At 67.1% G+C, this 21,644-nt stretch carries 25 protein-coding genes; 14 read left to right on the top strand and 11 right to left on the bottom strand.

Annotation, left to right across the window (positions count from 1 at the left end):
* The first annotated feature begins 252 nt into the window (after positions 1-252).
* From AC1Q7H_RS17355 to AC1Q7H_RS17340, 4 genes are all read left to right on the top strand, one after another.
* Positions 253-1,275, top strand: a complete 1,023-nt coding sequence (locus tag AC1Q7H_RS17355; protein ID WP_013956550.1) for an alpha/beta hydrolase — start codon at positions 253-255, stop codon at positions 1,273-1,275.
* A 75-nt stretch (positions 1,276-1,350) separates the two neighbouring features.
* Entirely contained in the window at positions 1,351-2,334 is a 984-nt protein-coding gene (locus tag AC1Q7H_RS17350; RefSeq protein ID WP_013956551.1) for a tripartite tricarboxylate transporter substrate binding protein, read from the top strand.
* Between the two features lie 115 nt (positions 2,335-2,449).
* Positions 2,450-2,887 carry a YbgC/FadM family acyl-CoA thioesterase gene (locus AC1Q7H_RS17345; protein WP_013956552.1) on the top strand — a complete coding sequence of 146 codons (438 nt, stop codon included), beginning with the start codon at positions 2,450-2,452 and terminating at the stop codon, positions 2,885-2,887.
* 235 nt (positions 2,888-3,122) lie between these two features.
* Positions 3,123-3,491 carry an EF-hand domain-containing protein gene (locus AC1Q7H_RS17340; RefSeq protein ID WP_153954823.1) on the top strand — a complete coding sequence of 123 codons (369 nt, stop codon included), beginning with the start codon at positions 3,123-3,125 and terminating at the stop codon, positions 3,489-3,491.
* A 100-nt stretch (positions 3,492-3,591) separates the two neighbouring features.
* Here AC1Q7H_RS17340 and denD read toward each other — a convergent pair whose 3' ends face one another.
* The gene (gene denD / locus AC1Q7H_RS17335) at positions 3,592-4,566 is read right to left on the bottom strand and encodes a D-erythronate dehydrogenase (protein WP_436221561.1); all 975 of its coding nucleotides are present in this window, start codon (positions 4,564-4,566) and stop codon (positions 3,592-3,594) included.
* Between the two features lie 89 nt (positions 4,567-4,655).
* Between denD and AC1Q7H_RS17330 the strand changes: the two genes are divergently transcribed.
* Positions 4,656-5,465: an RNA-guided endonuclease InsQ/TnpB family protein gene (locus AC1Q7H_RS17330; protein WP_492381505.1), complete on the top strand. Its 810-nt coding sequence runs from the start codon at positions 4,656-4,658 to the stop codon at positions 5,463-5,465.
* A 54-nt stretch (positions 5,466-5,519) separates the two neighbouring features.
* On the opposite strand, the gene otnI is transcribed toward AC1Q7H_RS17330, so the two are convergent.
* The 6 genes from otnI to AC1Q7H_RS17300 all read right to left on the bottom strand — a co-directional run bounded on the left by otnI (position 5,520) and on the right by AC1Q7H_RS17300 (position 11,520).
* Positions 5,520-6,302 (bottom strand): 2-oxo-tetronate isomerase, encoded by a 783-nt coding sequence (otnI, locus tag AC1Q7H_RS17325; protein WP_013956556.1) that lies wholly within the window; start codon positions 6,300-6,302, stop codon positions 5,520-5,522.
* Positions 6,303-6,369: 67 nt separating this feature from the next.
* Positions 6,370-7,743, bottom strand: a complete 1,374-nt coding sequence (locus AC1Q7H_RS17320) for an MFS transporter (protein WP_492381496.1) — start codon at positions 7,741-7,743, stop codon at positions 6,370-6,372.
* Positions 7,744-7,872: 129 nt separating this feature from the next.
* Positions 7,873-8,526 (bottom strand): 3-oxo-tetronate 4-phosphate decarboxylase, encoded by a 654-nt coding sequence (gene otnC / locus AC1Q7H_RS17315; RefSeq protein WP_114130384.1) that lies wholly within the window; start codon positions 8,524-8,526, stop codon positions 7,873-7,875.
* The gene (otnK, locus tag AC1Q7H_RS17310) at positions 8,523-9,824 is read right to left on the bottom strand and encodes a 3-oxo-tetronate kinase (protein ID WP_492381495.1); all 1,302 of its coding nucleotides are present in this window, start codon (positions 9,822-9,824) and stop codon (positions 8,523-8,525) included. The genes otnC and otnK overlap by 4 nt, the downstream gene beginning before the upstream one ends.
* Positions 9,825-9,836: 12 nt before the next feature.
* Positions 9,837-10,730 (bottom strand): L-threonate dehydrogenase, encoded by an 894-nt coding sequence (gene ltnD / locus AC1Q7H_RS17305; RefSeq protein WP_153954820.1) that lies wholly within the window; start codon positions 10,728-10,730, stop codon positions 9,837-9,839.
* A 55-nt stretch (positions 10,731-10,785) separates the two neighbouring features.
* A complete protein-coding gene (locus tag AC1Q7H_RS17300) occupies positions 10,786-11,520 on the bottom strand; it encodes a FadR/GntR family transcriptional regulator (RefSeq protein ID WP_211980990.1) in 735 nt (244 codons plus the stop codon).
* A 201-nt stretch (positions 11,521-11,721) separates the two neighbouring features.
* On the opposite strand from AC1Q7H_RS17300, the gene AC1Q7H_RS17295 reads away from it, so the two are divergent.
* Positions 11,722-12,150: a GNAT family N-acetyltransferase gene (locus AC1Q7H_RS17295; protein ID WP_013956562.1), complete on the top strand. Its 429-nt coding sequence runs from the start codon at positions 11,722-11,724 to the stop codon at positions 12,148-12,150.
* 18 nt (positions 12,151-12,168) lie between these two features.
* Here the strand turns inward: AC1Q7H_RS17295 and AC1Q7H_RS17290 are convergent, their stop codons facing one another.
* The 3 genes from AC1Q7H_RS17290 to ygfZ all read right to left on the bottom strand — a co-directional run bounded on the left by AC1Q7H_RS17290 (position 12,169) and on the right by ygfZ (position 14,390).
* Positions 12,169-12,996, bottom strand: coding sequence for an NRDE family protein (locus AC1Q7H_RS17290; protein WP_153954819.1), 828 nt, complete (start codon positions 12,994-12,996; stop codon positions 12,169-12,171).
* 69 nt (positions 12,997-13,065) lie between these two features.
* Positions 13,066-13,356, bottom strand: a complete 291-nt coding sequence (locus AC1Q7H_RS17285; protein WP_013956564.1) for a DUF4936 family protein — start codon at positions 13,354-13,356, stop codon at positions 13,066-13,068.
* A gap of 17 nt (positions 13,357-13,373) precedes the next feature.
* Entirely contained in the window at positions 13,374-14,390 is a 1,017-nt protein-coding gene (ygfZ, locus tag AC1Q7H_RS17280) for a CAF17-like 4Fe-4S cluster assembly/insertion protein YgfZ (RefSeq protein ID WP_492381494.1), read from the bottom strand.
* A gap of 224 nt (positions 14,391-14,614) precedes the next feature.
* Between ygfZ and mltG the strand changes: the two genes are divergently transcribed.
* The 8 genes from mltG to AC1Q7H_RS17240 all read left to right on the top strand — a co-directional run bounded on the left by mltG (position 14,615) and on the right by AC1Q7H_RS17240 (position 20,330).
* Complete coding sequence (gene mltG / locus AC1Q7H_RS17275; RefSeq protein WP_013956566.1) at positions 14,615-15,610, top strand: endolytic transglycosylase MltG; 996 nt, start codon at positions 14,615-14,617, stop codon at positions 15,608-15,610.
* 7 nt (positions 15,611-15,617) lie between these two features.
* Complete coding sequence (gene tmk, locus AC1Q7H_RS17270) at positions 15,618-16,229, top strand: dTMP kinase (protein WP_013956567.1); 612 nt, start codon at positions 15,618-15,620, stop codon at positions 16,227-16,229.
* A gap of 117 nt (positions 16,230-16,346) precedes the next feature.
* Positions 16,347-17,354, top strand: coding sequence for a DNA polymerase III subunit delta' (locus AC1Q7H_RS17265; protein WP_153954817.1), 1,008 nt, complete (start codon positions 16,347-16,349; stop codon positions 17,352-17,354).
* 61 nt (positions 17,355-17,415) lie between these two features.
* Positions 17,416-17,808 carry a PilZ domain-containing protein gene (locus AC1Q7H_RS17260; protein ID WP_010810001.1) on the top strand — a complete coding sequence of 131 codons (393 nt, stop codon included), beginning with the start codon at positions 17,416-17,418 and terminating at the stop codon, positions 17,806-17,808.
* A gap of 37 nt (positions 17,809-17,845) precedes the next feature.
* Positions 17,846-18,346, top strand: coding sequence for a GNAT family N-acetyltransferase (locus AC1Q7H_RS17255; RefSeq protein WP_153954816.1), 501 nt, complete (start codon positions 17,846-17,848; stop codon positions 18,344-18,346).
* 24 nt (positions 18,347-18,370) lie between these two features.
* Positions 18,371-19,165 (top strand): TatD family hydrolase, encoded by a 795-nt coding sequence (locus AC1Q7H_RS17250; protein WP_013956571.1) that lies wholly within the window; start codon positions 18,371-18,373, stop codon positions 19,163-19,165.
* Positions 19,158-19,925, top strand: coding sequence for an ankyrin repeat domain-containing protein (locus AC1Q7H_RS17245; protein WP_153954815.1), 768 nt, complete (start codon positions 19,158-19,160; stop codon positions 19,923-19,925). The genes AC1Q7H_RS17250 and AC1Q7H_RS17245 overlap by 8 nt, the downstream gene beginning before the upstream one ends.
* A gap of 15 nt (positions 19,926-19,940) precedes the next feature.
* Positions 19,941-20,330 carry a YkvA family protein gene (locus tag AC1Q7H_RS17240; RefSeq protein WP_041228373.1) on the top strand — a complete coding sequence of 130 codons (390 nt, stop codon included), beginning with the start codon at positions 19,941-19,943 and terminating at the stop codon, positions 20,328-20,330.
* Here the strand turns inward: AC1Q7H_RS17240 and egtB are convergent.
* Positions 20,327-21,616, bottom strand: coding sequence for an ergothioneine biosynthesis protein EgtB (gene egtB, locus AC1Q7H_RS17235; RefSeq protein ID WP_013956574.1), 1,290 nt, complete (start codon positions 21,614-21,616; stop codon positions 20,327-20,329). The two genes, AC1Q7H_RS17240 and egtB, sit on opposite strands and share 4 nt — an antisense overlap.
* Between the last annotated feature and the right edge of the window lie 28 nt (positions 21,617-21,644).

The following is a 21,644-nucleotide window of genomic DNA, read 5'->3' as shown; positions in this document are numbered from 1 at the left end:
TGGGTTTCAATGGGCCTGCATTGCTGTTTCCGGAGCCCTCGGGACCGCTTCAGCCGATCATCGCCCAAAAACTTGCCGCGTGGCAGGCTGACAGGGATTTTTCGGGGTTATCTCGTACTGCCGGGCACCTGGAACATCTGGCATCATACTAAAATCGAACGATCGTTCATAATTCGAACTTCTCCCGATGCGGGCGACGTGCCAGAGCTTCTGCGCGCCGCTGGCGCCGGGTCCGGATCCGCGTTATTCCCTATGTCCGCCGTACCGTCTTCCAGCCCTGATGCGCCCGCCACGCCCGGCCTGCCGTCCAGCCCGCTCGACCCGCAGGTGGCCGCGCTGCTGGAGCTGATCGCGCGCGCCAAGCGGCCGCCGATCCACGCGATGGCGCCGGAGGACGCCAAGATCGCCTACGAGAAAAGCGCGCCGATCCTGGATATCAACCCGCCGCCCGTGCATATGGCGGAAGACCTGCTGGTGCCGGCGTGCGACGGCCACGCCATTCCGGTCAGGCTTTACACCCCGCGCGAGGCCAGCTGGACTGAACCGCTGCCCTTGCTGGTGTATTTCCACGGCGGCGGCTTCACGGTCGGCAGCGTCAATTCGCACGATCCACTGTGCCGGCTGCTGTGTGGCCAGGCGGACTGCATGGTGCTGTCGGTGGACTACCGGCTCGGGCCGCAATGGCGTTTCCCGACGGCGGCCAACGACGCTTTCGACGTGCTGCACTGGGTCTTCGCCGAAGCCGACCGGCTGGGTGCCGACCCGGCGCGCATCGCGCTGGGAGGCGACAGCGCCGGCGGCACGCTGGCCGCGGCGTGTGCCGTGGAGGCCCGCAATACGGGCCTGGCGCCCGTGCTGCAGTTGCTGATCTATCCCGGCACCTGTGCGCGCCAGGACACGCCGTCGCACCGCGCGCTGGCCGATGGCTACCTGCTGACGGCGGACATGATCCGCTGGTTCTTTGCCCAGTACCTGGACCAGGAAGCCAGCCGCGACGACTGGCGTTTCGCCCCGCTGGACGGCGGCGGCACCGGCGCCGAGGTGCGCGGCACATGCCCTGCCTGGATCGCCGTGGCCGGCTACGACCCGCTGCACGACGAGGGCGTGGCCTACGCAGAGAAGCTGCGCGCCGCCGGCGTGGCCGCCACGCTGGCGGACTACCCCGGCATGATCCATGATTTCTTCAAGCTGGGCCGGTTCGTGCCGGCGGTGGCGCAGGCACATGCCGACGCCGTTGCCGCGCTGCGCGCCGCGTTCGGCACACCGCACAACTAGACCAGCAGCCGCGGTCAGCGCCGCACCGGCCCGGCCTTCCATTTTCAGCAGTGACTTGCAGCACAAGGAGACAAAATGCAACGCCGCCACTTCATCGCCCGCGCGGGCATCGCCGCCGCCACCGCGGCACTGGGCCTTGCCGCCATGCCCGCCCAGGCACAGGCCGACAAGTTCCCGCAGCGCCCGATCCGCCTGGTGATCGGCTACACCGCCGGCGGCTCCACGGATATCCCGTTCCGCGTGCTGGCCGACAACGCCTCCAAGATCCTGGGCCAGCCCGTGATCGTCGAGAACAAGCCCGGCGCGGGCGGCGTGCTGCCCGCGCAGATGATGCAGGCCACCGCGCCGGACGGCTACACGCTGGCCCAGGTGGCCATGCCGGTCTACCGCCTGCCGTACACCACCAAGATCAACTGGGACCCGGTCAAGGACCTGAGCTACATCATCAACCTCGCCGGCTATTCGTTCGGCCTGGTGGTGCCGGCCGATTCGCCGATCAAGACGATGCAGGAGTACATCGCCTACGCCAAGGCCAACCCGGGCAAGCTGACCTACGGCTCGCCGGGCTCCATGACCACGCTGCACCTGACCATGGAAGAGCTGGCCATGAAGCAGGGCGTGCAGTTCTCGCACATCCCCTACAAGGGCAATTCCGAGTCGATGCAGGCGCTGCTGGGCGGCCACGTGATGTCGGTGGCCGACACGCCGGCGTGGGCACCGTATGTGGAGCAGGGCAAGCTGCGCCTGCTGTCGACCTGGGGCGAGAAGCGCTCGGCGCGCTTCCCCAACGTGCCGACGCTGAAGGAACTGGGCATCGGCATCGTGCAGACCTCGCCGTTCGGTCTGGTCGCGCCCAAGGGTACCGACCCGAAGATCGTGCAGAAGCTGCATGACGCCTTCAAGAAGGCCATGGACATGCCGAACTACCGCGAATCGCTGGCCAAGTTCGACATGGAGCCGTACTACATGAACAGCCAGCAATACGCGCAGTTTGCGGCCGAGACCGTCAAGAAGGAAAAGGCGATCATCGAGAAGCTGGGGCTGGCCAAGGCGCAATAACGCGATCAGCCTGCCGCCACCATCATCGATTCAGGCCGCCGCGCCTGCCGGCCCTGTCCGGCGGGCCGGCGGCCTGGTGCCTTGACAAGCCACGACAAACAAGGAGACCAAGCCGATGGCCAAAGAGGATTTCCGCCACAGCATCCCCCTGCGCGTGCGCTGGGCCGAAGTCGATCCGCAGTCGATCGTCTTCAACGCGCACTACCTGACGTACTGCGATATCTGCGTGACCGAGTACTGGCGCGCGCTGGGCATCCGCTATCCGGAAGACGTGCTGCACGCGCATGGCGTGGACATCTTCGTGGTCAAGTCCACGCTGGAATACCACGCCTCGGCGCGCTTTGACGACGAGCTGGAAATCCGCGGCCGCATGTCGCGCCTGGGGCGCTCGAGCATGCTGTTCCGGGTGGAGATGTTCCGCGGCGACGAGCACCTGATCACCGGTGAGATCGTCTATGTGTGCGCGGACCCGGCCACGCAGAAATCGGCGGCGATTCCGGGGCAGGTAAGGGAGACGATTGAAGGGTATGAGGTGGTGAAGCCGGCGGTGTGAGGCAAGGCGTCACCGAATGACGCCGCCCGCCTTGCCGGTAGCGCGCCGCCGGATTCCAGGTGCAGCAAGAATTATCGGTGTCCTGCATCAGCTGTCGCGACCTGTAACACAAAGATGTTGGTAAGTAGGGATCGCTTGCCTAGAATCGGTGTGAGCCAGTGCTCAAAGAGGATCTTCGTTGCCGAAGCATTCTTTAGGAAGGCAATGTCGAATCACAAACCATGAGGAGACGGCAATGACCATGCGTAAGCTGCCTGCAGTCGGCTTGACAGTGATGATGGTGCTCGCTTTTACGGCGGCGAGCGCCCAGCAGAAACCGGAATCAACAGCCCCGCAAAGCGCGGAATCCACCCAAATTCCGCCAGCGCCATCGACTACCGCCGAAGCCAAGGCCAAAATCTCCGAGCGTTTCAAGATTGCCGATACCAACCACGACGGGAAGCTAAGCCGCGAAGAAGCCCAGGCAGGCGCGCCGGTAGTCTACAAGCACTTTGACAAGATCGATGTCAAGAAGTCGGGTTACGTCACCGAACGTCAGATCGGTGCGTACTGGACATCGAAGTCCAAGGCACAGCAGCAGAAAGAGGATCCCATCTGGAACTGACGTCTTCGCCTCTGCTTGACCCGGCCCCCTCTCCCGCGCACGGGAAAGGGGGCCGGCCCGCGGGAGATGCCAGTATGTCGCGAAGGAAGCCGGCCTGGCTTTACTTGCTCAGCCCCGCATCCTCCATATAAGCCCGAATCACCTCATCAAAGCTCGCATCGCTCTGGAACCCCAGCGACTGCGCACGCTCCGCATTCCACGCCGCCGGCCAGGTGCCGACGATGTTCTCCACGCGCGCTTCGCGCTCCCACGTCACGCGGTCCGCCACGGCATCGCCCGCCACGCGGCGCAGGGCGTCGACCATGCCGGCAGCCGTGACCGACAGGCCCGGCAGGTTCACCACGCGGCGGTTGCCCAGCCGTTCGCCGGCCAGTTCGATGCCATTGACCAGTGCCGCCACCGCTGCGCGCGGCGACAGCAGCCACAGCGGCGTGTCCGGTGCCACCGGGCAATTGGCGCTGACACCCGACAGCGGCTCGCGGATGATGCCGCTGGCGAACGACGAGGCCGCCGCATTGGGCTTGCCCGGGCGCACGCTGATGGTGGGCAGCCGAAGCACGCGGCCGTCGACAAAGCCGCGGCGGCTGTAGTCCGACAGCAGCAGCTCGCCGATGGCCTTCTGCACGCCGTACGACGATTGCGGGCTCAGCGCGGTGTCGTCCTGCACCACCGGCGGCAACTGGCCGCCGTAGACCGCGACCGAGCTGGTGAACAGCACGCGCGGCTGGTGGCCCAGCTCACGGCAGGTTTCCAGCAGCGCGCGCGAGGCGTCCAGGTTGACGCGCATGCCGAGATCGAAATCCGCCTCGGCCTGGCCGCTGACCACGGCCGCCAGGTGGAACACGGCGCCGGTGTCCTTGTCGATGGCCTGGCGCAGCACGGCCGGGTCGGACAGGTCGCCCGTCACCACGCGCACGCGCGCATCGTCCAGGCCTTGCGGCGCTACCACGTCGAGCAGCGTCAGGCGGTCGATGGCGACGGGCTGGCCGTCCAGGTTCAGGGTGCCGCGTTGCAGCAGCAGGCGGGCGAGTTGCAGGCCGAGGAAGCCGGCGCCGCCGGTAATCAGTACGTTCATCAGACTTGCTCCGAGAAACCTCGCCCTTCAGGGCGGGGAGTGAAAGGAGTGCTGCCGGCAGCAAGCAATCCCATATTAGAATGACCGGCATGCTTCTGGTCTATCGCTGCCGGGTGAAGTCGCTGAACGGCCTGCTCAATCAGCAGAGCCGCGCGGTGAACTACGTCTGGAACTTCTGCAACGACACGCAGAAGCACGCACTCAAGTGGGGCAAGAAATGGCCCACGGGTTTCGATCTGAACGTGTTGACCACCGGCAGCAGCAAGGAACTGCGCATCCATTCCGGGTTCCTGAACATCGTGATTGAAGTTGCCGACACCCAGGCCCGCTGCCCGGAACGCGGCGTCGGCATCGATCTGGGCTTGAAGGACATTGCCACGCTGTCCACCGGCGAGAAGTTCGAGAATCCGCGCCACCTTGGCCGACTCGAGCAAGCGCTGGCCAAAGCGCAGCGTGCGCGCAAGCGGCGACAGGCGACGAACCTTCACGCCCGCATCACCAACGCAAGGCGTGACTTCCTGCACAAGCTCTCGCATCGCATCGTGCGGGACTTTGACTACATCGCGGTGGGGCATGTGAACGCCGCCGGCCTCGCCAAAACCAGCATGGCGAAGTCCGTCCTCGATGCGGGCTGGTCGACCTTCCGCACAATGCTCGCGTACAAGGCGATTGCGCATGGCGCGTGGTATGAGGAAGTCGACGAACGTTTCACCACCCAGGTTTGTTCTTCGTGCGACGCGATGCCGCCGGGGAGGCCGAAAGGTATCGCAGACCTCGGAATAAGGCAGTGGGTATGCAGTGAATGCGGTGCCGTACATGATCGCGATGTGAACGCTGCGTTAAATATCCTTGCCCGATCGGGACATCGATCGCCTGCAGAGGGAATCTCCTCCCTTTAGCGAGGGGAGAATGTCAAGGCAGGAAGGATTTGTTCTTTGGGTTTGCGCGAAGGATCAGCGGCCGAGGTAAGGCTTGAGCCAGCCCAGGCCCTCGGAAGTGCCGGCGCGGGGGCGATATTCGCAGCCGATCCAGCCTTCGTAGCCGAGCCCGTCGATGACCTCGAACAGATAGGGGTAGTTCAGTTCGCCCAGGTCCGGTTCATGGCGCTCGGGCACGCCGGCGATCTGGATATGGCCAATGCCGGACATGTCGCGCTTCAGTTTCATCGCGATATCACCCTCGACGATCTGGCAGTGATAGCAGTCGAACTGCACCTTCAGGTTGGCCGCGCCGATCTCCTTGCAGATTGCCTGCGCATCGTCCTGGCGGTTCAGGAAGTAGCCTGGCATGTCGCGCGTGTTGATCGGTTCGAGCACGATGGTGATGCCCTGTGCGGCAGCGGCCTTGGCGGCGAAGGCCACATTCTCCAGGTAGGCGGCGCGGTGGCGGGCGCGGTCGGCACCGGCCGGCACTAGCCCCGCCATCACGTGCACGCGGTCATTGCCGATCACGCCAGCGTATTCCAATGCGCGGCCGACGGCGTCGCGGAACTCCGCCTCGCGTCCCGGCAGCGCAGCCAAGCCGCGCTCACCGGCTGCCCAGTCGCCCGGCGGGGCGTTGAACAGCGCCTGCGTGAGACCGTTCGCGTCCAGGCGCGCGCGCAGCTCGGTGGCGGCGTGCTCGTAGGGGAACAGGTACTCCACCGCCCGGAAGCCGTCCGCCGCGGCAGCGGCGAAGCGGTCCAGGAAAGCGTGCTCGTTGTACATCATCGAGAGATTTGCGGCGAAGCGCGGCATGGGAACTCCAAAGCGGTAGTACGGAACCGGCCCGATCGAGGCTAGGTCGAAAGCGGGCCGGCCAGGATCAACGGTTGACCAGTTTAGCGGGCGTCAGCCACACCAGCACGGCGCCGACGACCAGGATCGCGGACAGCACGTACATGGGCAGCTGCGTACTGTGCGTCATGTCCTTCAGCGCGCCGACCATGTACGGCGACACGAAGCCGGCCAGGTTGCCGACCGAATTCACCACGGCAATACCAGAAGCGGCGGCAATGCCCGACAGGAACGAGGTCGGCAGCGACCAGAACAGAGGCGCGCAGGTCAGCACCCCGGCAGCGGCCAGCGACAGTGCGGCGATGGCCACCGTTGTATTGTTGGTGAACGAGGCAGCAATGGCAAAGCCCAAGGCACCCATCAGCGCCGGCACGATCAGGTGCCAGCGGCGCTCGCGGCGGGCGTCGGCGCTGTGGCCCAGGATGTTCATCACGACCACGGCGCAGATGAAGGGGATCGCCGACAGCAGGCCGATGTTCAGGTTGCCGGTCACGCCGCTGGCCTTCACCAGCGTGGGCATCCAGAAGGTCAGAGCGTATTGGCCGGTGACGAAGCAGAAGTAGATCAGGCACATCCACCACACGCGGCGGTCGGAGAACACCGCGCCCAGCGAGTGGCCGTGGGACTTGCCGGCGGCGGTGGCGGCGTTAAGGGCGTTGCGCTGGTCTTCCTCGATATTGCGCTTGAGCACGCGCTTTTCATCGGCGTCGAGCCACGGTGCCTTGTCGATGCCGTCGCGCAGCACGAAGATCGTCACCACGCCGATCACGAACGCGGGCAGCGCCTCGATCAGGAACATCCATTGCCAGCCACGCATATCGTGCACGCCGTTGAAGGCATCCATGATCCAGCCCGACAGCGGGTTGCCGAACATGCCTGCAATGGGGATGCCCGACATGAACAGCGCGATCATCTTGCCGCGGCGGTTGGCCGGGAACCAGTAGGTCAGGTACAGGATCACGCCGGGGTAGAAGCCCGCTTCGGCCAGGCCGAGCAGGAATCGCATCGTGTAGAACTGGGTCGGCGTCTTCACGAACAGGAACAGCGCCGAGATGATGCCCCAGGTGATCATGATGCGCGCGATCCAGATGCGCGCGCCGATGCGGTGCATCAGCAGGTTGCTGGGCACCTCGAACAGGAAGTAGCCGATAAAGAACAGGCCGGCGCCGAGGCCGAATACGGTCTCGGAGAAGGCCAGGTCCTGGCCCATCTGCAGCTTGGCGAAGCCGACGTTGACGCGGTCGAGGTAGGCGACCACGTAGCACAGCATCAGGAACGGCATGACACGCCAGAACACCTTGCTGTAGGCGCGTTTTTCGATCTGGGCTTCGGTGTCCAGCCGGGCGTTGCCGCCCAGGCTGTCAAGGGCGGGCACGCTCGCCGCCGATTGGTTTGGATTCACGGTGGTCTCCGGGTATGGTGGTGGGTCTAATGCGGCGGCGCGCGGAATGCAGGCATGCGCGTCCCCCGCACGGTGGCCGCTAGGCAACCGCGCCGGGTGAAGCCGTCGTTTATCGGGGAAAAGCGGTTGTTACCAGCGCGCCTGGAAGGCGTCGCGCAACTCAGCCAGTGCGCCGTCGGGCAGCGCCGCGCGGGCGGCGAAGCCCGGCGTGTCTTTCATCGTCATCCATAGCTTGGCGGTCTCCTCCAGTTCTTCCAGCGCGAACGCGGCGCGCGAGACGCTGGATTCCCACACCACCGGGCCGAGGCGCTCCAGCAGCACGCCACGCACCTGCGCGGCCAGCGTGGCCACGCGCGCGGCCACGGCCGGATCGCCGGGGCGATGGTAGGGAATCAGCGGGATATGGCCGACCTTCATCACGTAATACGGCGTGAGCGGCGGCAGTACGTCGTCCGGTTGCCAGACACCAGCCAGCGTCAGGGCCACGAGGTGCGTCGAGTGCGTATGCACCACGGCGTGCGCCCCGGGGTTGTTGTCGTAGATCGCGCGATGCAGCGTCAGCGTCTTGGACGGCTTGTCGCCGGAGACCCAGCTGCCATCAGTGGCCACCTTGGCAACCGCGGCCGGGTCCATCATGCCCAGGCAGGCATCGGTCGGCGTGATCAGCCAGCCGTCGTCCAGCCGCGCGCTGATATTGCCGGCCGAGCCCACGGTATAGCCGCGCTGGTACAGGCTGGCGCCGATGCGGCAGATCTCTTCGCGCAGCTGGTTTTCCGTACTCACGACTGGCCTCCAAGCTGGCGCAGCGCCTCGTCAAAGAAGTCCGGGCCACCGAAGTTGCCCGACTTGAGCGCCAGCGCCAGCGGCTTTGCATCCAGCGTGACGGTGGCCGGCACGCCCGGTGCAATCTGCGCGCCGATACGCAAGGCGCGCACGCCCAGCGCCTGCACCACCGCGCCGGAGGTTTCGCCGCCGGCCACGACGAAGCGGCGCGTACCGCGTGCCAGCAGCCCGGCGGCAACCGTGGCCAGGCACTGCTCGACCAGGTGTCCTGCGCGCTCAACGCCCAGTTCGGCCTGCACGGCCTTGACTTCATCGGGGCTGGAGGTGGCGTAGATCAGCACAGGTTCGTCATGCGCGGCAGCAAAGGCCAGCGCCGAGTCGGCCACGGCTTCGCCGCGCGCCAGCGCGAGCGGGTCGATGCGCAGCGCCGGGCGGCCTTGTTCCAGCCAGCGTGCCACCTGGCTATTGGTCGCGCGCGAGGCGCTGCCGGCCAGCACCACGCCCGGGCCGTCGATGGCAGGCACCGAAGCGGCGTCACCGCGCTGCGGCAGCAGGCCGGCACGGCGGAAATTCCCGGGCAGTCCCAGCGCGATGCCGGAGCCGCCGGTAATCAGCGGCAGGTTGGCGCAGGCTTCGCCCAGCGTAAACAGGTCCGCGTCGGATACCGCGTCGGCTATCGCCAGCCGCACGCCGTCGCTGCGCAGCGCGGCGATACGCTCGGCCGTGGCCTGCGCGCCGCGTGCCACCGCGTCGTAGCGCAGCAGGCCGACCTTGCTCTTGCTCTGGCGCTGCAGCACGCGCACCAGGCTGGCATCGGTCATCGGCGTCAGCGGATGGTGCTCCATGCCCGATTCATTGAGCAGCACGTCGCCCACGAACAGGTGGCCGCGGAAGATGGTGCGGCCGTTCTCGGGAAAGGCCGGGCAGGCGATGGTGAAATCGCTGTCCAGCGCCGCCAGCAGCGCTTCGGCCACCGGGCCGATATTGCCGGCATCGGTTGAGTCGAAGGTGGAGCAGTACTTGAAGACAAACTGGCGGCAGCCCTGCGCGCGCAGCCATTGCAGCGCGGCCAGCGACTGGGCCACGGCCTCGACGGCCGGGATGGTGCGGGACTTGAGCGCCACCACCAGCGCATCGGCTTCGCCAATGTCCTGCACGGCGCCCACGTCGGGCAGGCCGATGGTCTGCACGGTGCGCATGCCATTGCGCACCAGCGTGTTGGCGAGGTCGGTGGCGCCGGTGAAATCGTCGGCGATGCAGCCCAAAAGCGGGCGATGGGCGAGGGTGCCTGCGGTCATCGTGCGCCCCTCTTATTCGGCCTTGCCCGGCAGTTCGATGCCCGGGAAGATCTTGATCACGGCCGAGTCGTCCTCGCCGCCATGGCCGGCGGTGGAAGCCATCATGAACATCTGGTGCGCGGCCGCCGACAGCGGCAGCGGGAATTTGCTGTGGCGCGCGGTGTCGAGCACCATGCCCAGGTCCTTGACGAAGATATCGACCGCTGACAGCGGCGTGTAGTCGCCCTTCAGGATATGGGGCACGCGGTTCTCGAACATCCACGAGTTGCCCGCGCTGTGCGTGATCACGTCATAGAGCGCATCCGGGTCCACGCCTTCGCGCAGGCCCAGTGCCATCGCCTCGGCGGCCGCGGCGATATGCACGCCGGCCAGCAGCTGGTTGATGATCTTGACCTTGGAGCCCGCGCCGTGCGCGGCGCCCAGGCGGTACACCTTGCCGGCGATGGCGGCCAGCACGTCCTCGGCCAGCGAGTAGGCTTCGGCCGGGCCGGAGGTCATCATGGTCATTTCGCCGCTGGCGGCGCGCGCTGCGCCGCCGGAGACCGGTGCGTCCAGCATCAGCAGGCCCTGTTCCGCCAGCCGGCGGCCCAGCGCCTGGGCAAAGCCCGGCGGCACGGTGGCGCTGGCGATCACCAGCTTGCCCGGCTCCATCGCGGCCGCGGCACCGTTGGCGCCGAACAGCACGGCCTCGGTCTGCTGCGCGTTGACCACCAGCGTCAGCACCACGTCGCAACGGCTGCCCAGCTCGGCGGGCGAGGCGCACGGCACACCGCCGGCATCGGCAAAGCGCTGCAGCACTTCGGGGCGCAGGTCGCACGCGTGCACGTTGAAGCCGGCACGCAGCAGCGACTGCGCGACACCAAAGCCCATGGCACCAAGGCCGATGACGCCGATATTCCTGGACATGAAGGGACTCCTGAAACAGATACGGATAATTCGATGGTTCGGGCTTGCGCGCGCGTCAGTTGGTGGCGCCGTGCGCTTCGCCGCTCTCGTCGGCACCCAGCTGGGCCAGCCGGTGCGCGGCGTTGTACATATGGTTCTGCGCGGCATTGCGCGCGGCCAGCGGGTCGCCTGCGCGGATGGCGGCGACGATGGCCTGGTGTTCTTCACGCACCTGGCGCGAAAAGTCCGCGCGGCGCGCCTCGTTGGTCCGGGTCACGCGCGTGGCCGCTTCCAGGTACTGGCTGAGGAAGGCCAGCGTCTTCAGGAAATACGGGTTGCCGGTGGCCTCGGCGATGGCACGGTGGAAGGCCACGTCTTCGGTCACGCCGTCGCCGCCTTGCGCTACCTCTTCGTCGAGCCGGGCCAGCGCGGCGTCGATGGCTGCCATCGACGCATCGGTGCGGCGGCGGGCGGCCTGCGCGGCCACCTCGGCCTCGATCGCGCGGCGCAACTCGACGATCTGCAGCACCGATTCCAGCGTGCCGGTTTCGGTGTAGTCGATGCGCAGCGGCCGGATGCCGGCCTGTAGCGTCACGAACACGCCGCTGCCCTGGCGCGACTCCACCACGCCTTCGTACTTGAGCCGGGAGATGGCTTCGCGCACCACGGTGCGGCTGACGCCGAATTCCTCGGACAGCACCGCCTCGGTCGGCAGCTTGGCGCCGCGGGCAAAGGCGCCGCTCTGGATCTTGTCCAGCAACTGTTCGGCGACGTTGTCGGTCAGGGCGCGGGCTGGGACTTTCTGGAACACGGAAGTCTCCGGGTCATTGGGTAATAAGGTCATCATACAAATTTGCTAAAGGGATGCCTCCCCGGGCAAACCCTAATCTGGTGCGGAAGATGTCGTCTTTGGTCCACTTTGGTGCAATATGCGCGCCCCGCACCACTGGCGTATGATGAGCGCCCGCCCGGATTTCGGGCGCTGCCATTCAACCAGCCTGATTGCACCGCCATGCCCGTCACCGTCCTGATCTGCCCCTGGTCCGAAGCCCGCGAACGCGCGCGCGCCATCCGCTACACCGTCTTCGTCGAAGAGCAGGGCGTGCCGGTGGAGCTGGAATGGGATGAATGGGACGAGCCGAGCTGGCACGCGCTGGCGCTGGCCGAGGATGGCACGCCGGTCGCCACCGGACGGCTGCTGCCAGATGGCCATATCGGGCGCATGGCGGTGCTGAAGTCCGCGCGCGGCACCGGCGTCGGCGCACTGGTGCTGGATGCGCTGATGCGCAAGGCTGAGGCGCTTGGCTACCCGGAACTGGTACTCAATGCGCAGACGCACGCGGCGCCGTTCTATGCGCGCGTGGGCTTTGCTCAGGTGGGGCCGGAATTCGAAGAGGCGGGCATCCCGCACGTGGAGATGCGCAAGCGGCTGGCCGGCTGAACGCCGGGAATCCGTGCTTCAGCGTGGCGCGGGCACGATGCCGGTGTCGCGTTGCAGGTTCAGCTTGCCGTGGAAGTTGACGTCGCCGATGCGCCCGTCGGCGTCGAAGCTGCGCTCGCTCAGGTCGAAACGGCCATCGTGGCGCACGCGCAGCACCGTGCTGGCGCGCGTGCCGTACAGCGGCGAGCGGATGAATGCCGACGACAGCAGCTTTTCCCATTCCGGCGCCACGCCCGTGGCTGGCAGTTCGAAATCCGCCGCCTGGCGCGCGTCGGCGAGCATTTGCAGGTAGGGCTCGGCGCTGGCGTTGGCCTGGCCGCTGTCGGCGGCCAGCACCTCGGCCAGCGCGCCCACGCGGCTGCGCACCTTGGGCCAGGGCGTGTCGAGCAGGGCGTTGGACAGGCCGTACAGCCCCGGGCGCAGCCGTTGCGGCTGGCGCGAGGCGGAGCGGTTGCTGTACCACCAGAGTTCACGCAGGTCGCTCGCCAGCAGGTTGAAGCCGTTGTAGCAGCCGTCTTCGCCGGCGAGGCCGTCCAGGTAATCGAACGGGGCCGTATGGCCGCGCAGGAAGCCGGCCACCAGCTCGCCGCGCGAGCGCGCGTCGGTGCGTTTTTCGGACGGGGCGCGGTAGTTGGTCAGTGCGGCGAAGCGGCCGTCGGCGTTGACGCCCATCCAGGTGCCAGGCTCGCCGATGACTTCCGCCAGGTCGCGCCCAGCCAGCACCTGCGGTGCATCCTGCCACCAGTGCGCGGCCGCCGCGGGGCGGACATAGAATTCATCGCGGTTGCCGGCGACGACCAGGGCATAGTCCGGGTGGGATTGCCAGGCAACCAGGATCAGACACATCGCTTTGCTTCCTTTGCCGCCGGGGTTGCTGCAGTGGCACCCGGCGTACTTCAGTCCAACGGCAGACGTCTATAGCACGTCCAGGTCCACAAAGTGCTCGGCCCGCCGCTCGCCATCCACCCATTGGTCCAGCCCGCTCTGCCGCCACAGGCCTTCCAGCGTGGCATCGAAAGCAGGCGGCACGTCGGCGTAGCATTCCATCCAGGTCTGCACGCCGGCGCGGGTTTCCGGCCTGCGCATCAGCGTACCACCAATTCCGGTTGCTTCGGCGACCGTCTCCATCCAGCGGTGCCAGTGCGGTAGCGCCTCGGCGGCGACGGCTTCCGGGACGCGGAAATAGACGTAGAGGTGATCGCTCATGGCAGGTCCCTGTGGGTTCAGCCAGCGGCCTGGGCGGCCTCGCCCAGCGGCACCTCGTAGGGCAGGGCGGCGGTGGCCACCGCTGCGCCCTCGGCGCTGCCCAGGCGCAGCGCGCTGGCGGCGGCATCGATCTTCAGCTCGGCCAGGCCGGCCCATCCGCCCTGGGGTGCCGGCGCGGCATTGACGATCATGCCGCACGGCTGGCCCGGATCTTCCGGACGATAGATTTCAGCCGCCGGTGCCGGCACTTCGCCTTCGCCCTGCACCAGCCACATGCGGCGCTTGAGCGTGCCGCGGTACTGGCTGCGCGCCACGATTTCCTGGCCGGGATAGCAGCCCTTGCGGAAATTGACGCCGCCTACCAGTTCGAAATTGATCATCTGCGGCACGAACTGCTCTTGCGTGGCCGCGACGATGCGCGGCAGGCCCGACCGCACTTCCAGCCAGTCCCACAGCGCGGGCGACGCATCCTGCAGCGAGGCGGCAAGCGCCGCGCGCACCGCCTCGGCCCGCTCGGCCGGCAGCACCAGCTGCCAGCGCGGCTGGCCGGCGCCATCCGGCAGGCGGATCACGGTGACGCCGTCGGCTTCGGCGACGGCAAAGGCGACCTCCGGCGCGGGCAGGCCGGCTGCGGCCAGGGCCTTGGCCGCGCCCGCCCCGGCGAGGCCGAGGACAGCATGGGTGGGGGTGATGTCGGACAGCCTGGCCTTGGCGCGCAGCACGAACATCGACAGGCGCTTCTGCACCGGGGCCTGGATGTCGGCCGACAGCTGCAGCACGATGCCTTCGGCATCGCGCCACATCAGGAAGGTGGCGAGCAGCCGCCCCTTGGGCGAGCAGTAGCCGGCCAGGCGGGCCGCGCCGGCCTTCAGGTCTTCGACCGCATTGGTCAGCTGGGTGTGCAGGAAGCTGCCGGCATCGTCGCCGGCCACGCGGACCAGGCCGAGCCCGGCCGGGCTGCAGACGATGCCGCTGCCGCTCAAAGCTTCAAGGTTTGCGGCGAGTTCCTGGGCTTGGGCATTCATCACTGACATTGCGTGGCAATCGTTGAGGCAATTCGGGAGAGGGAAGGCACCGGTCGTGCGCCGTGCCGGGCGGGCCGTCAAGCGGCGCCGGCGCCGCGGCGCATGGTCGGTGCGAGGCTGCCGGTTATTATATGGGGCTATGAGATTTTCGGCCGGCGCCGGCAGCACGTGGCGGCAAGCGGTGGCGCGCAAGCCCTCCGACGGATCCGGTCAGCCGCCCCTATTTTTGATACATGAAACGATTTTTCCTTAGTCTTGGCCTGGCCATCCTGGTATTCGCGCTGGCGGCCGTGGGCGCGTTCGCGTGGTGGGCCAATCACCCGCTGCCCCTCAACAAGTCGCCCATGGAGGTGGTGATCAAGCCCAATTCCGGCGTCGCCAGCGTCGGCCGCCAGATCCAGCGCGGTGGCGTCGGCATGGACCCGCGGCTGTTCATGCTGCTGGTGCGCCTGACCGGCCACGGCCCTGACCTGAAAGCCGGCGGCTATGAATTCGAGACCGGCGCCACGCCGCTGTCGATCATCGGCAAGCTGGCGCGCGGCGAGGTTACGCACTATGTAGTCACGGTGATCGAGGGCTGGGAATTTCGCAAGATGCGCGCCGCCGTGGACGCCAGCCCGGCGCTGCGGCACGACACCCGGGACATGTCCGACGCGGAGCTGATGAAGGCAATCGGCGCGGCCGAGACCTCGCCCGAAGGGATGTTCTTCCCGGATACCTACCTGTTCGCGCGCGGCAGCAGCGATGTCGAGTTGTACAAGCACGCCTACCGTGCCATGCAGCGGCGCTTGAACGAGGCCTGGAACGCACGCTCGCCCGACCTGCCGTACAAGACCCCGTACGAAGCCCTGGTGATGGCGTCGATCGTCGAGAAAGAAACCGGCCAGGCCGCCGAACGGCCGATGATCGCCGCCGTGTTCATCAACCGGCTGCGCAAGAACATGATGCTGCAGACCGACCCGACCGTGATCTACGGCCTGGGCGATGGCTTCGACGGCGACCTGCGCAAGCGCGACCTGCAGGCCGACACCCCGTACAATACCTACACCCGCACCGGCCTGCCGCCCACGCCGATTGCGCTGCCGGGGCTGGCCTCGCTGGCGGCGGCCACCACGCCGGCGCCATCCGACGCACTGTACTTCGTCGCACGCGGCGACGGCAGCAGCCATTTCTCCAACTCGCTTCCCGAACACAACCGCGCGGTCGACAAGTACCAGCGCGGCAAATAGGCATTCCATGCGCGGAAAATTCATCACGTTTGAAGGCATCGACGGCGCCGGCAAGAGCACCCATATCGACTGGGTCGCCGACCGCCTGCGCGCACGCAGCGATATTGCCGGCGTCGTCACCACCCGCGAGCCCGGCGGCACGTCGCTGGGCGAAGACCTGCGGCAGATCCTGCTGCATCGCAAGATGCACCTGGAAACCGAGGCGCTGCTGATGTTCGCGGCCCGGCGCGAGCATATCGCCGAGGTCATCGCCCCCGCGCTGGAGCGCGGCAAGTGGGTGATTTCCGACCGCTTCACCGACGCCACCTTCGCCTACCAGGGCGGAGGCAGGGGCCTGGCCACCGAGCGCCTGGAAGTGCTGGAAGACTGGGTGCAGGGCGGCCTGCAGCCGGACCTGACGCTGCTGTTCGACGTGCCGCTGGAAACCGCCAGCGAGCGGCTGGCCGGGGCGCGCGCGCCCGACCGGTTCGAATCCGAATCGCGCGCGTTCTTCCAGCGCACCCGCGACGAATACCTGCGCCGCGCGGCCCAGTCGCCGCAGCGCTTCCGGGTGATCGACGCCACGCGCAGCATTGCGGACATTCGCGATGAACTTGAAAAAATCATCGCAACTGTCTGATTTTTGGCCGATATATGCCTGGCGTGATAGATGTGAATGCCGCGCCATTGTGGAATCGCAATGGCAGGGCGTTCATTAGGTAAAACTTGAAGTTAGATCGCTAATCTACTGATTCACATGCTATATCCCTGGCAGAAGGAAGACTGGCAACGGCTCGGCGCGCTGCGTGAACGGCTGCCGCATGCCTTGCTGATCCATGGCCAGCAAGGCATCGGCAAGCGCGACCTGGCCCTGCATTTCGCGCAGGGACTGTTGTGCGAGGCGCCGCTGCCGGACGGCCAGCCCTGCGGCCAGTGCGCCGCCTGCCACTGGTTCAGCCAGGGCAACCACCCGGACTTCACCGTGGTGCGGCCCGAGGCGCTGGACGCCGCGGCCGAGGCCGAGACCGACGAGGGCGGCAAGAAGAAGGCGCCCAGCAAGATCATCCGCATGGAGCAGGTGCGCGCGCTGATCGAGGCCGTTGGCGTGGGCACGCACCGGGCCGGGCTGCGCGTGGTGGTGGTGTATCCACTCGATGCGCTGCAGACCGAGGGCGCCAACGCACTGCTGAAGACGCTGGAAGAGCCGCCGCCGTCCACCGTGTTCCTGCTGGTGACCGACCGCCTCGACCGCATCCTGCCGACCATCTTGTCGCGCTGCCGCCAGTTCTCGACCCAGCGCCCGACGCCGGAGGCCGCGCTGGCCTGGCTGCGCGGCCAGGGCGTGGCCGATGCCGAGGCCCAGCTGGCGCTGGCCGGCGGCTCGCCGCTGACCGCGCTGCATGCCGCCGAGGCCGAGGAGCAGCCGCTGCAGCGCTGGCTGGTCGGCCAACTGGGCGCCGCCGCCGCCTTCGACGCCTCTGCGGCGGCCGAGCAACTGCAGAAGCTGCCGGTGCCTGCCGTGCTTGGCATCCTGCAGCGCTGGACGTACGATCTGCTGACGCTGCGCCTGGACGGCAGTGCCGCGCCGCGGTACCTCCCCAAGGAACGGGCCGTGCTGGCGCGCTGCGCCGAGGCCACCGACGCGCGCCGCCTGCAGGCCTTTGCCACCCGGTTGGCCGCGCACCGCCGCAGCGAGAACCATCCACTGGCGGCCCGGCTGGTGATGGAGGCGGTATTCCTGGAATACCGCCAGCTGTTCCGGTAGTACGCCTGGCAGTCAAAAAAAGCCATAACAACAAGCATTACCGTCATTCAGGGGGTCAACCATGAACACAGCAGTCGCCGGCGCACCGCCCGCTGCGCCAACTGGCAGCGGAGCGGCATCGCGTCCCAATGTGCTGTCCTTGTCGATCAAGGACCAGGCCGGGCTATATGCGGCCTATATGCCGTTCCTGGCGCGCGGCGGCATCTTCGTGCCGTCGAACCGGCCGTTCCGCCTGGGCGAGCAGGTGTTCCTGGTGCTGTCGCTGCTGGACCGGCCGCAGAAATACCAGATCGCGGGCCACGTGGCCTGGATCACCCCGGCGGGCACGCCGATGAAGACCCCCGGCGTCGGCGTGCATTTCCCTGACGACGACAACGGGCGCAACCTGCGCCGCGCGGTGGAGGAGATCCTGGGCAAGATGCTGGAGTCCGGGCGCCCCACACAGACCTTATGAACGTTGTGAGGTTGTTCTCACAATATTTTGATTTTCAATGAATTTTTCACTTCGTATTGCCGAGCCCCGCGACCTGCCGGGCATCGTCGCCATCTATAACAGCACCGTGCCCTCGCGCATGGTCACCGCCGATACCGAACCGGTCACCGTGGCCTCGCGCCAGGCCTGGTTCGACGCCCACCAGCCCGGGCGCCGCCCGCTGTGGGTGTGCGAGGACGCCGACGGCCGCATGGCCGGCTGGATGAGCTTTTCAGATTTCTATGGCCGCCCGGCCTACGGTGCCACTGCCGAGGTGTCGATCTACCTGGACGCGCAGCGCCGCGGCCAGGGGCTGGGCCGCTACCTGCTGCAACAGGCCATCGACCATGCGCCCAGGGTCGGCGTGAATACGCTGCTCGGCTTTATCTTCGGCCACAATGCGCCCAGCCTGGGCCTGTTCGCGTCGCTGGGCTTTACGCGCTGGGGCGACCTGCCGCGCGTCGCCGTGCTCGACGGTGTCGAGCGCGACCTGATCATCGTCGGCCGCCGCGTGGACTGAGCCACCCGCCAACAGAGATTCCCCATGTTTGTCGATTCCCACTGCCATATCGATTTCCCCGAGCTGGCTGCGCGCCTGCCGGAACTGCTGGAGAATATGCGCGCCAACCAGGTCACGCATGCGCTGTGCATCTCGGTCACGCTGGAAGACTTCCCGCGCGTGCTGGCGCTGGCCGAGCAGCATCCCAACCTGTACGCCTCGGTCGGCGTGCATCCGGACTACGAAGAGGGCGAGGAACCGACGCTGGAGCGCCTGGTGGAGCTGTCCGCCCACCCGCGCGTGGTCGGCACCGGCGAGACCGGGCTGGACTACTACCGCCTGAACGGCCGCAGCATCGCCGACATGGAATGGCAGCGCGAGCGCTTCCGCACCCATATCCGCGCCGCGCGCCAGACCGGCAAGCCGCTGATCATCCATACCCGCTCGTCTGCCGACGACACACTGCGCCTGATGCGCGAAGAGAATGCGCGCGAGGCCGGCGGCGTGATGCACTGCTTCACCGAGACCTGGGACGTCGCCCGCCAGGCCCTGGACGAGGGTTTCCATATCTCGTTCTCGGGCATCGTCACTTTCAAGAGCGCGGCCGACCTGCAGGAAACCGCGCGCAAGGTGCCGCTGGAGCGCATGCTGATCGAGACCGATTCGCCCTACCTGGCGCCGGTGCCATACCGCGGCAAGACCAACGAACCTGCCTGGGTGCGCCATGTGGGCGAGTTCATCGCGCAGCTGCGCGGGGTGCCGGTGGAACAGGTTGCGGAACAGACGACGGAAAATTTCTTCAATCTATTCAAGCATATTGACAGGGAATCGCATGTTTAACATGAAGTTTGCCCGACGCGCTGCCGGCGCCCTTGCGCTAGTCGCCGCCACGCTGGCGCAGGCCGCGCCTGCCGACGACATGCGCAAGGCCGTCGAATTCGACGACGCCAACACCGTCAAGAAGCTGCTGGCCAAGGGCGTCGATCCCAATCTGGTGGACAGCCGCGGCAACCCGGCGCTGGTGCTGGCGCTGCGCGAGAAGTCGCTGAAGGCGGCCACGGTGCTGATCCGCGCCAAGGACATCGATTTCGACAAGGCCAACCCGGCCGGCGAGACCCCGCTGATGATGGCCGCGCTGCAGGGCGAGCTGGACATGGTCAAGCTGATGGTCGACGAGATGGAGGCCGAGGTTAACAAGACCGGCTGGACGCCGTTGCACTATGCGGCCACCAACGGCCACAACAATGTGGTCAAGTACCTGGTCGACCAGGCCGCCTATATCGACGCCGAGAGCCCCAACGGCACCACGCCGCTGATGATGGCTGCGCGCGGCGGCCATATCGAGACCGTCAAGCTGCTGCTGGACGAGGGCGCCGACATGCGCTTGAAGAACCAGCAGGGCATGACCGTGATCGACTTTGCCGAGCGCTACAACCAGGCCGAGATCGCCAAGGGCCTGAAGGTGCGCTGGCAGAAGCTGTACCCCCAGACGCCGATCGTGGCGGCGCCGCCGCTGAAGGCGCCCACCGGCGAGCCGGGCGGGCAGCGGCCCGCGGCACAGCAACCCGCGGCGCAGCAGCCCAAGACCAAGGGCTGGTAAGAGCTCATGCCGGCGATGACCGTCGGCGCACGCCTGCGCCAGTGGGCGCGCGGGCTCAAGGCGAGCCTGCTGACGCTGTGGTTCTGCAGCCGCCATCCCGGCACGCCGTGGAGCGCGCGGCTGCTGGCCGCGCTGGTGGTGGCCTATGCCTTCAGCCCGATCGACCTGATCCCCGATTTCATCCCGGTGCTGGGCTATGTCGATGACGTGCTGCTGGTGCCGCTGGGCATCTGGCTGACGCTGCGGATGATTCCACCGGCGGTAAAGGATGAATGCCGCGGCCGGGCTCAGGCGTGGCAGGCCACGCATGCAAAACGGCCGCGCAATCGCGCGGCCGCCGTGGTCATCGTGCTGGTGTGGGTGTTGCTGGCCTGGCTGGCATGGCGCTGGCTGGCGCCGGCCTAGACATCATCCGCCAGCCGCACCCCGGTGAACTGCCAGCGCTGGTGCGGATAGAAGAAGTTGCGGTAGGTCGCCCGGATATGCGATTCGGGCGTGACGCACGAACCGCCGCGCAGCACCATCTGGCCGCTCATGAACTTGCCGTTGTACTCGCCCACCGCACCCGCGTTCGGGCGGAAGCCCGGATACGGCAGGAAGGCGCTGCCGGTCCATTCCCACACATCGCCGAACATCTGGCGCAGCACGCCTGAGGTGTTCTGCCGATCCGGCAACGGCCGCAGCGCGCGGCCTTCAACAAAATTCCCGGTGGCCGGCAGGCTGCGCGCCGCGTGCTCCCATTCGGCCTCGGTCGGCAGCCGGCGTTCGGCCCAGCGCGCGAATGCCTCGGCCTCATAGAAGCTGACGTGGGTGACGGGGCTGTCCGGATCGACCGGATGCATCCCACGCAGCGTCATCTGCCACCACGTGCCTTCGCGTTCTTCCCAATAGAGCGGGGCCAGGATGCCTTGCTCGCACACCCAGCGCCAGCCGTCGGACAGCCACAGCCCGGCCGTCTGGTAGCCGCCATCCTCGATGAATTCAAACCATTGCCGGTTGCTGACCGGGTGCGAGCACAGCGTGAACGGCGCCAAGTAGGCCTTGTGCCGCGGCCCTTCGCAGTCAAAGGCAAAGGTCTCGCCGCGGTGGCCGATCTCCACCAGACCGCCGTCAAAGCCGATCCAGTCCGGCGCGGGCCGCGGGTCGGCAATCACCGGCTCGGGCAGTTCCGGGGCAAAGGCGGGGCGCAGCGGGTTCTGCGCGAACAGGTGCAGGATATCGGTCAGCAGCAGTTCCTGGTGCTGCTGTTCGTGCTGCAGGCCGAGCATGATCAACGCCGCCTCGTCATCGGTCTGGGCGCTGCCCAGCAGCGTCAGCATCGATTCGTCCACGGCTTCGCGGTAGGCCAGCACCTCATCCAGCGAGGGGCGGGTCAGCAGCCCGCGTTGTGGCCGCGGGTGGCGCGGGCCGACCGCTTCGTAGTAGGAATTGAAGAGGTAGCGGTAGTCCGGGTCCACCGGCTCGTAGTCCGGGATGCGCGCGGCCAGCACGAATTCCTCGAAGAACCATGTGGTGTGCGCCAGGTGCCATTTTGCCGGGCTGGCGTCGTCCATGGACTGCACGGTGGCATCGGCATCGGACAGGTCGGCCACCAGGGTCTCGGTGGCGGTCCGTACGTGGCGATACTGCGAAAGCAGGGCGGGTTCGTGCGGCGGATGGAGGGCGGCGGCTGGCAACAGGGCTGAAGTCATGCGGGCTCCCGGGAGTGGATCGGTCGAT

The sequence above is a fragment of the Cupriavidus sp. GW823-FHT06D04 genome, assembly GCF_058795055.1.
Note: the sequence above shows the minus strand (reverse complement) of the source record. Positions and strands in the feature narration are given on the sequence as shown.

Bases quoted from the DNA above. Each gene is read 5' to 3' on its own strand.
- AC1Q7H_RS17285 (WP_013956564.1), bottom strand. From the start codon at position 13,356: ATGAGCGATCACCTCTACGTCTATTTCCGCGTCCCGGAAGCCGTCGCC.
- AC1Q7H_RS17295 (WP_013956562.1), top strand. From the start codon at position 11,722: ATGCCCGTCACCGTCCTGATCTGCCCCTGGTCCGAAGCCCGCGAACGC.
- AC1Q7H_RS17345 (WP_013956552.1), top strand. From the start codon at position 2,450: ATGGCCAAAGAGGATTTCCGCCACAGCATCCCCCTGCGCGTGCGCTGG.
- AC1Q7H_RS17260 (WP_010810001.1), top strand. From the start codon at position 17,416: ATGAACACAGCAGTCGCCGGCGCACCGCCCGCTGCGCCAACTGGCAGC.
- AC1Q7H_RS17245 (WP_153954815.1), top strand. From the start codon at position 19,158: ATGTTTAACATGAAGTTTGCCCGACGCGCTGCCGGCGCCCTTGCGCTA.
- otnI (WP_013956556.1), bottom strand. From the start codon at position 6,302: ATGCCGCGCTTCGCCGCAAATCTCTCGATGATGTACAACGAGCACGCT.
- ygfZ (WP_492381494.1), bottom strand. From the start codon at position 14,390: ATGTCAGTGATGAATGCCCAAGCCCAGGAACTCGCCGCAAACCTTGAA.
- AC1Q7H_RS17290 (WP_153954819.1), bottom strand. From the start codon at position 12,996: ATGTGTCTGATCCTGGTTGCCTGGCAATCCCACCCGGACTATGCCCTG.
- denD (WP_436221561.1), bottom strand. From the start codon at position 4,566: ATGAACGTACTGATTACCGGCGGCGCCGGCTTCCTCGGCCTGCAACTC.
- AC1Q7H_RS17255 (WP_153954816.1), top strand. From the start codon at position 17,846: ATGAATTTTTCACTTCGTATTGCCGAGCCCCGCGACCTGCCGGGCATC.
- AC1Q7H_RS17340 (WP_153954823.1), top strand. From the start codon at position 3,123: ATGACCATGCGTAAGCTGCCTGCAGTCGGCTTGACAGTGATGATGGTG.
- otnK (WP_492381495.1), bottom strand. From the start codon at position 9,824: ATGACCGCAGGCACCCTCGCCCATCGCCCGCTTTTGGGCTGCATCGCC.
- mltG (WP_013956566.1), top strand. From the start codon at position 14,615: ATGAAACGATTTTTCCTTAGTCTTGGCCTGGCCATCCTGGTATTCGCG.
- AC1Q7H_RS17330 (WP_492381505.1), top strand. From the start codon at position 4,656: ATGCTTCTGGTCTATCGCTGCCGGGTGAAGTCGCTGAACGGCCTGCTC.
- AC1Q7H_RS17240 (WP_041228373.1), top strand. From the start codon at position 19,941: ATGACCGTCGGCGCACGCCTGCGCCAGTGGGCGCGCGGGCTCAAGGCG.
- ltnD (WP_153954820.1), bottom strand. From the start codon at position 10,730: ATGTCCAGGAATATCGGCGTCATCGGCCTTGGTGCCATGGGCTTTGGT.
- AC1Q7H_RS17355 (WP_013956550.1), top strand. From the start codon at position 253: ATGTCCGCCGTACCGTCTTCCAGCCCTGATGCGCCCGCCACGCCCGGC.
- egtB (WP_013956574.1), bottom strand. From the start codon at position 21,616: ATGACTTCAGCCCTGTTGCCAGCCGCCGCCCTCCATCCGCCGCACGAA.
- AC1Q7H_RS17250 (WP_013956571.1), top strand. From the start codon at position 18,371: ATGTTTGTCGATTCCCACTGCCATATCGATTTCCCCGAGCTGGCTGCG.
- AC1Q7H_RS17350 (WP_013956551.1), top strand. From the start codon at position 1,351: ATGCAACGCCGCCACTTCATCGCCCGCGCGGGCATCGCCGCCGCCACC.
- tmk (WP_013956567.1), top strand. From the start codon at position 15,618: ATGCGCGGAAAATTCATCACGTTTGAAGGCATCGACGGCGCCGGCAAG.
- AC1Q7H_RS17265 (WP_153954817.1), top strand. From the start codon at position 16,347: ATGCTATATCCCTGGCAGAAGGAAGACTGGCAACGGCTCGGCGCGCTG.